This is a genomic window from Crossiella sp. NPDC003009, assembly GCF_053591555.1.
Window position 1 is genome coordinate 78,963 of sequence record NZ_JBSFUA010000036.1, and the last position, 11,157, is coordinate 90,119.

General features: G+C 70.5%; 8 protein-coding genes. 3 read left to right on the top strand and 5 right to left on the bottom strand.

Going from position 1 to position 11,157, the window contains the following annotated elements:
• The first annotated feature begins 2 nt into the window (after window positions 1-2).
• Both ACWDY5_RS29920 and ACWDY5_RS29925 read left to right on the top strand, forming a co-directional pair.
• Complete coding sequence (locus ACWDY5_RS29920) at window positions 3-791, top strand: ESX secretion-associated protein EspG (protein ID WP_449725485.1); 789 nt, start codon at window positions 3-5, stop codon at window positions 789-791.
• A complete protein-coding gene (locus ACWDY5_RS29925; protein WP_449725486.1) occupies window positions 791-1,357 on the top strand; it encodes a hypothetical protein in 567 nt (188 codons plus the stop codon). Before ACWDY5_RS29920 ends, ACWDY5_RS29925 begins: the two co-directional genes overlap by 1 nt.
• Here ACWDY5_RS29925 and ACWDY5_RS29930 read toward each other — a convergent pair.
• On the bottom strand, window positions 1,354-3,063 hold the full coding sequence (locus ACWDY5_RS29930) for a thiamine pyrophosphate-binding protein (protein WP_449725487.1): 1,710 nt from the start codon (window positions 3,061-3,063) through the stop codon (window positions 1,354-1,356). The genes ACWDY5_RS29925 and ACWDY5_RS29930 overlap by 4 nt on opposite strands.
• On the bottom strand, window positions 3,060-5,738 hold the full coding sequence (locus ACWDY5_RS29935; protein WP_449725488.1) for an aldehyde dehydrogenase family protein: 2,679 nt from the start codon (window positions 5,736-5,738) through the stop codon (window positions 3,060-3,062). Before ACWDY5_RS29935 ends, ACWDY5_RS29930 begins: the two co-directional genes overlap by 4 nt.
• Before the next feature lie 771 nt (window positions 5,739-6,509).
• Here ACWDY5_RS29935 and ACWDY5_RS29940 point away from each other — a divergent pair.
• A complete protein-coding gene (locus ACWDY5_RS29940) occupies window positions 6,510-6,959 on the top strand; it encodes a hypothetical protein (protein ID WP_449725489.1) in 450 nt (149 codons plus the stop codon).
• Here the strand turns inward: ACWDY5_RS29940 and ACWDY5_RS29945 are convergent.
• From ACWDY5_RS29945 to ACWDY5_RS29955, 3 genes are read right to left on the bottom strand one after another with little or no spacing between them, the layout of a single operon-like run.
• Window positions 6,956-8,011: a tetratricopeptide repeat protein gene (locus ACWDY5_RS29945; protein ID WP_449725490.1), complete on the bottom strand. Its 1,056-nt coding sequence runs from the start codon at window positions 8,009-8,011 to the stop codon at window positions 6,956-6,958. The genes ACWDY5_RS29940 and ACWDY5_RS29945 overlap by 4 nt on opposite strands.
• A gap of 44 nt (window positions 8,012-8,055) precedes the next feature.
• The gene (locus ACWDY5_RS29950; RefSeq protein WP_449725491.1) at window positions 8,056-9,828 is read right to left on the bottom strand and encodes a GMC family oxidoreductase N-terminal domain-containing protein; all 1,773 of its coding nucleotides are present in this window, start codon (window positions 9,826-9,828) and stop codon (window positions 8,056-8,058) included.
• Window positions 9,828-10,724, bottom strand: a complete 897-nt coding sequence (locus ACWDY5_RS29955; RefSeq protein ID WP_449725492.1) for a hypothetical protein — start codon at window positions 10,722-10,724, stop codon at window positions 9,828-9,830. Before ACWDY5_RS29955 ends, ACWDY5_RS29950 begins: the two co-directional genes overlap by 1 nt.
• Window positions 10,725-11,157: the final 433 nt, after the last annotated feature.

Consider the following 11,157-nt stretch of genomic DNA (forward strand, 5'->3'; position numbering starts at 1 on the left):
CGATGCTGGAAACCTCTGCCGCGCCGGGATTCCGGCTCTCCGCCTCGGCGTACCAGGTGCTGTGGGAGAAGCTGCGGCTGACCGAGATGCCGATCGTGCTGCACGTGAACCCGCGCGGCTACGAAGAACACGAGCGCACCGAGGCGATCAACGAGGCCTGGGACGAGCTGCACCGCAACGAGCTGGTCAGCAACGGCGGGGTGCGGCCGGAACTGGTGGACGCGCTGACCCTGCTGGCCAAGCCCGCCCGCGCGGTGGACGCGCGGCTGTGGCTGGGCCGGGAGGTGCGGGCGCTGGCCGTCAGCGCCGGGGAGGACGCGGTGCTGGCGGTGCTCAGCGAGGACGAGCTGAGCTTGCGACCGATCTACCCCGGCGGGCTGGCCAGGGCGGTGGTGGGACTGCTGCCCGTGCGCAAGGCCGGGCCGGGCCACTCGATCTCGCTGCCCAGCTCGGTGATCGACACCGCCGCGCGGGATGTCGGCACCTCGGTCAAGGCGTTCGCGGAAGCTTTGCGGGACAACGGGATCGGTGCCGCCGACGCGCAGAGCGTGGCGACCATGATCGAGGGCGCCGAGCAGAGCGGGCAGTTCGGGGCCACCGTGACCGACCGGCTCGGGCGGCGCAACCGGGCCGACCACGTGGTCGCCTTCTACGACACCCCGGCCGGGCGCTACCTGATGGAGGAGCACCGGGGGTCCGACGGCACGCCGTGGACCACCATGAGCCCGGCCGACGGCAACCGGCTGACCGGGCAGATCGAGCGCCTGCTGGGAGAGCTGGACCAGGACTGATGCTGTTCACCAGCGCCGCCCTGGACGGCATCGCCGCCGGGGCGGTCACCCTGGCGTTCCGGCGCTGGCGGCGGCCGAGCGTGCGCGCGGGCACCGTGCTGCGCACCGGGGCGGGGCTGGTGGAGATCCTCGCGGTGGAAGCGGTCGAGGAGGTCGGCGAGGACGAGGCGGTGCGGGCCGGGTTCGCCGACCGCGCGGCGCTGTTGCGGAGCCTGCGGAAGGGCGATGGCGGCACGCTGTACCGGATCGAGCTGCGGCTGGGCGGGGCCGATCCACGGATCGTGTTGCGCGAGCAGGCTGAACTGTCCGAAGTGGACAGAGCGGCGATCGCGCGGAAGCTGTCCGGAATGGACAGCCGGGCCAAGCACGGGCCGTGGACGGCCACGGTGCTCGGGCTGATCGCGGAGTGTCCCGGCGTCCGGGCGGCTGAGCTGGCCGCCCGGACCGGCCGGGACACGGTGCCGTTCAAGAACGACGTGCGCAAGCTCAAGGAGCTCGGGCTGACCGAGAGCCTCGAGGTCGGCTACCGCCTCTCCCCGAGGGGCGAGGCGTACCTGCGCGGCTAGTGCTTCTCGTTGCCGCCGGGGAAGTCGCCCTCCAGGTCGCTGATCCCGGGCGGGGCGTCGGAGAGCTCGACCGGCACGTGCACCACGGTGACCTGGCCCTCCAGCGAGGCGGTCACCGCCTGGCCCAGCGCGTCGGTGAGCATGGCCTTGTCCGTGATCACGACCTGCTCGACCTTCGGCGGGGTGGCGTGCGCGGCGGCGGCCAGCTCGCTGGAGACGAACGGGTAGCGCTCGGCGGGCAGGCCGTGCTGGTCCAGCTGGGACTGCAGCCAGCCGTAGCCGCCGTTGCGCAGCACCACGTAGACCACCCCGATGCCTTCCCGGCCAAGGGTTTCCAGGTCGCTGCGGAACAGGTTGAACGCGCCGTCGCCGACGAAGGCGATCACCGGGCGGTCCGGCGCGGCGATCTTGACCCCGGCAGCCGCGGCCGCGCCGAAGCCCAGCGTGGTCTGCTCGGAGGGAACCACCGAGCCGCCCTGCGCGCCGGTGGAGTAGTACGGGTAGATGTAGGACCACATGTCCTGCAACCCGTTCTCCTGCACCAGGATCCGAGAGGCCGGGGCCACCGCGTCGATGGCCGCGAGCACCTCGGCCACGTGCGTGTAGCCGTCCTCGCCGAAGATCTTCAGCCGGTCCTGGGCCGCGGCGGCCGTGGCGGCGCGGCAGCGGGAGATGGTGGCCACCCAGTCGGCGTCCGGGGTGTGCCCGGCCAGCGCGGTCAGCCAGGCCGCCACGGTGCCCGCGCCGTCGCCGATCACCTTGGGACCGGCGAACTCCACGGACAACCCGGCGGCGTCGATGTTGACCTGCACCACCGGAACCGTGGAGCCGATGCCCTCCCAGCCGAAGGTCGCGGTCTCCTCGAGCCGGGAGCCCAGCGTGATCAGCAGGTCCGCGCCGCTCCACAGCTCGGCGGTCTGCTGCGGCGAGTACAGCCCGGCCAGGCCGCAGAACTGGGCGTGGCTCTCGTCCACAGTGGAGCGTCCGGTGGCCGTGCTGTAGATCCCGGCCCCGATGGTCTCGGCGAGGCGCTCGACCAGGCGGTCGGCGTTGCGGTGCCGCATGCCGCCGCCGATGAGGATCAGCGGCCGCTTGGCCGCCTTGATCGCGTCGAGCGCGGCACCCTCAGCCGCGCCGACCGCGTGGTCGGCCCTGGCCACGTCGGCCAGGGTGTTCCACGGCCGGGTGCGCGGGATCTCTTCCTTGAGCAGGTGGTCCGGGAACTCCAGGTACACCGGGCCGGGCTGGCCGGAGGTGGCGATCAGCAGCGCCTTCTCCAGCGCGGCGGCCACCCGGTCCGGGTGGTCCACCCGGTGCGCCCACTTGGTCAGCGGGGCCACCAGCGCGAGCTGGTCCAGCTCCTGGAAAGCGTTGCTGCCGCGCTGTTCCACGCTGGTGCCGCCGGCCAGCACCACCACCGGCGCGGCCGAGCAGTGCGCCTCCAGCAGGCCGGTGACCGCGTTGGCGGCGGCCGGGCCCTTGCCGATGACCGCGATGCCGGGCTTGCCGGACTGCAGCGCGTACCCGGTGGCCATGAACACCGCGTTGCGCTGGTCCCGGCACAGCACCATGCGCCGGTCGGTGGGCTCCAGGGCGCGCAGCATGCCGAGGTCGTCACCGGGCAGGCCGAAGATCGTCTCGACCCCCGCCGCGGTGAGGAAGTCGACAGCGGCGTTCCAGGCGCCCTGGTAGGTCTGCTCGGTCATGCGTTGGCCATCCTGCTCTGCTTGGCTGCGGGGAGGTGCTCGGCGACCGCCTTGGAGATCAGGATCGGCTCGGCGTGCCGCTCTCCCTGGTAGGCGACGTAGTTGGCGGCCACGCCGTGCCCGCCGAACGGCTTGTTGCCGTTCTCCACCTCGAAGATCGTCATGTTGGCGCACACCGCGTGCCGCTTGGCCAGCAGCTCGGTCGCCGCCTGGTCCTCGCCGTAGATCATCGCGGCCATGGCCCGCTCATTGACCAGCGGCGAGTTGATGAACGACTTGAGCTGCTGCGCGTTCTCGTAGACCACCACGTTGAAGATGGGCGAGAACGTCTCCTCGATGGGCATCTTCTTGTTGTACCTGCGCACGAGCACCGTGGGCTCCACATGCCGCGACCGGAAGTCCACCCGGCCGCCCTGCACGATGTGTTCTCTGTTGGTTCGCAGGTAGTCCGCCGCCGCCTCTAGCGCGGTGTCGTAGCAGAGGGAAGAATAGTCCGCTTCGGGGTCGGTGTAGCTGCCGTAGCGCAGGTCGGCCACCCGCTTGACCAGCTGGTCGGTGAACCGCTCCGCCTCCGCGGAGTTGACCATGAACACGTCCGGGCCGAAGCAGTCCTGGCCGGAGTTGACCATGCGGATGCGCAGCGCGTCGGTGACCGCGAGGTCGATGTCCGCGCCGGGGGCGACGATGAACGGGTTCACGCCCTGGCCGAAGAACAGCAGCATCTGGTCATCGCGCAGCTCGGCGCGGACCAGCTCGGCGTTCTGGTACGCGCCGGTGAAGACCAGCACGTCCGCCTCGGCCACCGGGACCTCGACGAACTGCCGCTGGCTGAGCGTGGTCAGCTCGATCGACTCCAGCTTGTGCACCGGGGCCAGCAGCTCGTGCACGCGCTTGGTGGTGCCCGAGACCTGGCTGGACGGCCGGAAGATGATCTCGTCGGTGTACAGCGACGGGATCAGCATGTACAGCGCGTAGGAGTAGAGCAGCACGTTGGAGGACATGAACACGGCCATCTTGTCCACCTGGCCCGGCCGGTAGGTCGAGACCTCCTCGACGGCGCCCTCCAGCGCGCTGATGGTCGCCTCGATCTCCTCCAGCACCGCCTTGTGGTTGGAGATCTCGGTGAGCACGTCGATGACCTGCTGCGGGTTGGCGCGCAGGAAGTCCAGCACCGCGGTGAGCGCCTGGACCCGCTCCGGGTAGTGCAGCGCGGACAGGTCGGGGACCGGCTCGGGCTCAGTGGTCCGGGTTACCCGGTCCTTGGCGCCGGGCAGGGCTTCGAGCACGAGCTGCTCCAGCTGCCGGGGGTCGGGCTTGCCGTTGGCGTTGAGCGGGAACTCGGGCAGCACCAGCACCTGGTTGGGCTGCTCGAAGGGCGGCAGCTCGGCGCAGATCAGCTCGCGCCAGTGCCGGGCCTCGCGCAGCTCGGGGTCGGCCACCACGAACACCAGCTGGCTGCCGCGGCGCGGGTCGTCCAGCGCGACCACCTTGATCGGCGCGCCCACCACCTCGGCCTTGCGGGCCAGGGCTTCCGGGTAGAGCGTGTGGCCCATCCGGTGCACGGCGAACTTGCGGCCGACCACGTAGAGGTTGCCCTCGGCGTCCCGGTAGCCGATGTCGTTGGTGCGGTAGGTGTCGTTCTCCCGCGGCGTGACGCTGCCGTCAGCGGCCAGGTAGCCCTGCATGAGGCCGCTGGAGCGGACCAGGATCTCGCCGATCTCGCCGGGCGCGGCGGTGACCCCGTTGTCGTTGATGATCTGCAGGTCGACGCCGTCCAGTGGTTTGCCGCAGCCGACCGGGTTGTCCGGGGCGGCCAGTGCGATGTTGCCCAGTTCGGTGCTGCCGTAGCCGTCCAGCAGGGGCTGACCGGTGGCCGCGATGAACTTGTCGGCCAGCGCGCGGTCCAGCGGCGCGCCGCCCACGCACCACATCCGCACCCCGCGCAGGCCGGTGGCGAACTCCGGCCGGCGGCGCAGCAGGTTGAGCATGGTGTGGTAGGTCGCGGGGGTCGCGTCCACCACGCTGACGCCGTAGCGACCGGCCATGTCGACGGCGTGGTCCAGGCGGGTGTAGGGCGCGACCACGAAGGAGCAGCGCGCCACCCACCACAGCAGCACGAGCGAGAGCCCGTACTGGTGGGAGAAGGGCAGCAGCGGCATGAGGACGTCGGCCTCGGTGTAGTTCATCCGCTGCTGGGTGCGCTCGATGTTGCCCAGGAAGGAGCGGCCCGAGCGGACGATGCCCTTGGGCTCGCCGGTGGTGCCCGAGGACCAGGCAATCAGCGCGTCGGAGCGGGAGAACCAGTCCACGAAGGACAGCGAGCCGAGCACGTCCTGGCCGTTGGCGGCCTCGGCGATCAGCTCGTCGAGCAGCAGCGTGCCCACCTCGGCGGTGGGCAGGGCCGGCTGGAGCACTGCCCACCGTGCCCGAGCCAGCCCCGCGAACCGAAGGGTCTCCTCCGGGGTCTGCCGGTGGTCCACCAGCACGATCGAGACGTCCAGGTGCACCAGCGCGAGCAGCGCGGTGACATAGCCCGCCGAGTTGTCCGCCTTGAGCACCACCCGGTCGCCGGGCGCCACACCCCGGCTGCGCAACACCGCCGCCACCCGGAGCGCGTCCTGTTCGACCTCGCCCACCGAACGCACCGAGTCAGCCGTCACCAACTTCGCTGCCACAGGATCCACTGCCGCTCTCCCGCTTCCCACATCCATCGCCAGTTCGACGTCGCCACTCGCCGCCGGGATCATCGAGATCCCCTTGCTACCGGGGCAGCCGGCGGGCGCGACGACGCGCACTCAGTTCCGGCCACTGACAGACACACCCCAGATGGATCGATTGTCAGCCTAACGAGCCGACTGGGTGCGGTGGAGGGCACTTCCAAAAGTTGGGGCGAACGGAGCAGGGTCCGCATCAAGATTTTCAAAGGCATTAACGCTGTGTGACAGAAGTAATACGCGCAGCGCAGCCGAGGCCAACTCCGGCCAATGTCAAAGCAATGTCAAAGAAACGTCAACCGCTCATTTGTTCTCGTACAGCTGCACGGAGAAAAGGAATTCACGCAACCGTCAGGAAAGTGTCAGAGAACAACGCGAAAGCCCCGGGTGACCTGCGTTGGAGGCAGGTCAGCCGGGGCTGCGCAGAGCGTGGGCGACCGGTACCGCTGGGGGACAATGCCGGGCAGCCCAACGCGGCGAACGATCGCATGCGGGCCCGGCGATGTCCAGCCGAACGGCCAGAAATCATTCTGGAGGCTTACCTCCAGGTGGTACTCAGGTCTTCTGCTAGGCCGTCCGGGGACGAGTGGGGTCTGTGCAGGTAGAGCGCGGATCAGCAACCTGTTTGAATCGTGCCTTGTGTTGTACTTCGTCATCATCGCCTGCGAAATCGCGTTTTGGGTGATTCTGTTCACCGGTTTGCTGGTGCGCTACGCACTGCAGTGGCCAAGGGTGTCGACGCTAATTCTGCTGTTGACACCGGTGGTCGACGTGGTCTTGCTGGCGGTGGCGACCTGGGACCTGCTCGGCGGTGGCACCGCGAACCTGGCGCACTCGCTGGCCGCGATCTACCTCGGCTACTCCATCGCCTACGGCAAGCGGCACATCGGCAAGCTGGACCGGAAGTTCCAGGCCCGCTACGCCCGCAAGCGCGGTCAGCCGGTGCCGGAGTTCACCGACCCGGAGAAGGCATGGCCGCGCTCACGGCGGGAGCGCGCGGCCTGGTTCCGGCTGCTGCGGATGTACCTGGTGCTGGTCGCGCTGATGGGCGGCGCGATCCTGCTCACCGGCGATCCGGCCCGCACCCAGGCCCTGCACAGCCCGTTGATCATCTGGACGCTGATCGTGGTGATCGACGGCCTGGTCAGCTTCTCGAAGAAGGACGAGCCGGCGCGCGCCTAACCCCGGCGCAGCCGGGCGAGGACCGCGGCCACGGCGGTGCTGAGGCAGGTGAGCACGGGCAGCTGGATGTCGCCGGGCTGGAACAGCGAGATGGCGGTCCAGGCGAGCAGGCAGAGCGCGCCGAAGCCGAGCAGCAGGGTGGTCAGGCCGAGGCGGGGGCGGCTGGCCAGGACGCGGACCAGCTTGGGCCGGACCGTGGCGGGCAGGCGGCGCAGCGGCAGCGCGGCCAGCACCGCGGTGGCGGCCAGCAGCAGCACGCCGAGCCAGACGTGGCCGGGTCCGGGTTGCGGCAGTCCGGCGATGACCAGGGCCAGCGAGCCGAGGCTGAGCACGAGGGTGAGGGTGCGGGCGGTGGGCCAGAGCAGGCGGGCCACGGCGTCGGCGGGGGGCGGCGGGGGTTCGCCGGTGGGCAGCTGGCCATCGGCGGCCGGTCCGGGGTGGGCTTGCGGGCGGTGGGCGGAGCCCGGGGCCGTGCCGGCGGTTGGCCCAGCCCCCGGCCTCGAACCGGCCCCCGGTGTTGAACCGGCTCCCGGCTCGCCCAGCCGACCGGTCGGCCGGGCGTTCTTGGCGCTCTTGCGCACCAGGTCCAGGTTCAGCTTGGCGTGCTTGTTGCCGGGGTCGAGGCGGAGCGCGGCCAGGTAGGCCTGTTCGGCGATGTCCCAGCGGGTGGCGCGCAGCGCGATGTCGCCGAGCACCTCGAAGCAGCGCGGTTCGGCCGGGGCCAGCTCCACCGCGCGGCGGGCCGCGGCCACCGCCTGGTGGCCTTCGGGCCGCTGCGGGTCGAGCATCGCCCCGCCCGCGCCGAGCGCCTCGGCGAGCGCGACCTGCCCTCGCCAGTCCCCCGGCGCCAGCCGGACGGCTTCCCGCGCGGCGGCCACCGCCTCGGCGTGCCTGCCCAGCACGGTGAGCGCGATGCCGCGGAGCCGGTGCGGCGCTTCCGCGTCCGGGGCCAGTTCGGTGGCCCGCTCGGCGGCTTGGAGAGCGCGCTTGGGTTTGTTGTTCGCCAGGTAGGCCGCGGCCTGGCGGCACAACGCCTCGGGCTCCTCGGTCACGGGGTGGAGTCTCGCACGTGCGCCAGGTGACGCCGGCCGGGGCGTCACAGGCCGAGGCGACCGAGCGCCTGGCTGATCCGGGGGTCGGTGGAGACGATCGGCGACTCGGTGCGCACCCACGGGGACCCGCCGAAGTGGGTCTGGAAGATGTGCTCGGCGGTGCGGGTGGCCAGGGCCTGGGTGGTCAGGGTCGGGTTGGGGCCGCCGAGGGCGTTGGCCAGCGCCGAGTTGTCCGCGATGTAGAGGCCGCGCACGGCCCTGGACTCACCGGTCGGCTGGGTGACCGAGTTGTGTTCGGACAGGCCCATCCGCATGGTGGACTGCACGTGCAGGATCAGCGGCGCCCAGTCGATCCGGAACACCTTCTTCGCGCCCGCGCCGCGCAGCAGCTGGGTGGCGCGCTTGGCCAGGTACTCGCGGTTGCGCTGGGTGCGGGCGGTGCGCTGGCGCTGCCGGAACTCGACCTTGGCGATCGGCCCGTGCTCGTCGGCAGGCAGTACCGAGGGCAGCACCCGGTTCTGCGCCTCCACGTCGTCGTCGGTGATCACCAGCACGTTGAGCAGCCGGTTGACCCCGCCGGCCAGCACCTCCTTGAGCTCGGGTCCGATCAACCGCCCGGCCGGCCCGTCCCAGGGCCCGGTGGCGCCGCGGCCGTTGCCGTAGCGGCCGCGGATGCCGCTGTCGCTCAACGTCATGCTGAATGCCTGCAACGCCGGCGGCAGACCGACGTTCTCCAGGCCGCCGTAGCCGGGGAACTCGCAGCGCGCGGAGGACCCGACGCCCTTGGTGGAGTCGGTGTCCCGGTCGAACTGGCCGATCACCCAGTCGAAGTGGTGGTCGGTGTAGCCGCGCCCGACCCAGCCGTTGGGGTTGGGCAGCCCGCTGTTGAGCCACAGCCGGGGCGTCTCGGTGCACCCGGCGGCCATCACCACGACCTTGGCGTCCTCGCGGTGCTCCACTCCCGCCCCGGTGCGCCAGGTGACCCCGGTGGCGGTGAGCGCGCTGCCCCTGCGCTCGGTGTGCACCCGGGTGACGAAGGCGTCGGCGACCAGGGTGGCCGGTTTGGCTCCCGGCCGGACCGCGTCGGCGGTGATGGCCAGCGGCACGTAGCTGTTGTCGGTGGAGCGCTTGGCGAACTGGTTGCGCGGGGCGCGCACGGGCTGCATGCAGCCCTGGAAGCAGTAGCCGCAGAAGGTGCACCCGGTGGCCATCGGGAAGACCAGCTTCGACGCGTCGGTGGTGCGGCCCGCGGTGCCACCGGGTTGCAGGATCGCGTTCTCCTGCGGCCGGTAGGAGGCGCCAAGCGTGGTCTTGGTCTTCTGCACCGGGATGCCGAGGGTCTCACAGCCCCGGAAGAAGGTCTCCTCCTTCAGGCCCATGGCCGCGGTCTGCACCGGCAGGGTCGCCTCAGCCCACTCGTAGTAGGGCACCAAGTCCTTGTAGGCGAAGGGAAATCGGTGCTCGACGTCGTAGTTGGCCGCGTCCGGACCGTCGTAGCCTGCGAACACGCCGGGGTAGGCGCGCGGGCAGTTGCCGTAGTAGTGCTGGGTGGTGCCGCCGACGCCGGAAAGCTGCCACAGGAAGGAGTTCTGCGGCGTCTCCCGGAACCAGGCGGGCTTGTTCCGGTCCTGCGGCCCGAAGCGCAGGTACCCGGTGAGCGGGTTGTTGGCGTCGTTCTCGAAGTGCGTCCACTCCTCGCGCGGCTTGGCATGCCGGGGCCCAGCTTCCAGCAGCAGCACGTCCAGCCCACGCCCGGCCAGCTCCGCGGCCACGACCGGCCCACCGCCACCGGCGCCGATCACGATGACGTCGCGCATCAGTCCTCCACCGAGGTTCGGCCCTGGTAGTACCCACGAAAGTCGTCCCAGCCCTCAACCGGACCGGCGGGCTGGTACCCGGTCAACTGCCAGCCAACGGGCCGCGCCCGCAGCTTCTTGGTCCGCTTGTCGAACACTTTCCACTCGGAGTAGGCCCCGAACGCGGGAAACTCCAGCAGCGCCCCACCCACGAACTTCAACAGCCCGGACACACTCCCCCGCAACGGCTGCGGCAGGTTCTGGTCCAGCAACGCCACGAGATTAGCGTCCGGCCCCTCCAGCAACGCGAACGCCTTGGCCTTGTCCGCAAAGGACAATCGAGCAAACGGCGACAGGAACGGCCCGTTGAGCGCCAGGGGGTTCACCTGCGTCGCCAACAGGTTGAGCAGCAACGCGATCACCAGGGAGAGCGGCAGGGTTTCGTCGTTCTGCAAGACGAGCGCGAGAGCCTTGTCCAATGTGGACACTTGCAGGTCGATCAGCCCGAGCAGGCTGTCCGGCAGCTTGATCCCGGTGTCGGCGAGCGCGGTGACGAAGGCCATCGACAGCGGCTTGGCCAGCTGGTCGGGAAACGGCACGAAGTGGTCGAGCGCCTCGATCATGAAGTCGGTAGCGCCCATCTCCATCGCACCGGGACCCGGCACCGGCGTGCCTTGGGCGCGGGAGTAACCATCCGGACCGGGCACCACGAAGGTGGTCAGGCCATTGAGGGTGTCCCGCGCGAGTTCGGCGAGGATGGGGCGAAGCAGGTCAACAAGAATGGGCAGCGGCGGCGCGGCCGAAGCGGCGGGCGTGACACCCAGCGCGGGCGGCAACAACACCCCCGCACCGGTAACCGCACCCAGAACGCCAATCCGGGCAAGGAAAGCCCGGCGCGCCAGGTCAGCAGAAGACATGTCCGCGTCCTTGCGGCAGGAGGTGTGGTGGTACCCCGGGGGCGGGGGTGTGGCATACGTACCGGGGGCGCGGAGGGAGCGGCAAGCAGGGGACGCGGAGACCACTCGGATGGGTGGCAACGATGGTGGGGACAACCGCGCATCCGAGGGATACCTAGGGTTAGCCCGGGGGTGAAAACCCACAAAGTGGGCCTCTTGTCTTCTCCGTACGGCCTGGAGACTGCTAACCGCATCCCGCCGAGCAGACGCTCACAGCAACCGCCGCCAACGCCACGCCACGCAACGGCGGCTGGTCGGCGGGATGTGGTTCGCTGTCGGAAGGTCGTGCGGAGAAGACAAGAGGACCGCGAGCACGCTGGGTCTTGAGTCGGCAACCCAAACCCCGCCCCGCAACCTGCTCGTCCCGGCTTTTGACTTGTCAACCCCTCCGGGG

Excerpts from the sequence above, each read along its gene's own strand:
- ACWDY5_RS29930 (WP_449725487.1), bottom strand. The coding sequence starts at position 3,063 with ATGACCGAGCAGACCTACCAGGGCGCCTGGAACGCCGCTGTCGACTTC.
- ACWDY5_RS29920 (WP_449725485.1), top strand. The coding sequence starts at position 3 with ATGCTGGAAACCTCTGCCGCGCCGGGATTCCGGCTCTCCGCCTCGGCG.
- ACWDY5_RS29925 (WP_449725486.1), top strand. The coding sequence starts at position 791 with ATGCTGTTCACCAGCGCCGCCCTGGACGGCATCGCCGCCGGGGCGGTC.
- ACWDY5_RS29955 (WP_449725492.1), bottom strand. The coding sequence starts at position 10,724 with ATGTCTTCTGCTGACCTGGCGCGCCGGGCTTTCCTTGCCCGGATTGGC.
- ACWDY5_RS29950 (WP_449725491.1), bottom strand. The coding sequence starts at position 9,828 with ATGCGCGACGTCATCGTGATCGGCGCCGGTGGCGGTGGGCCGGTCGTG.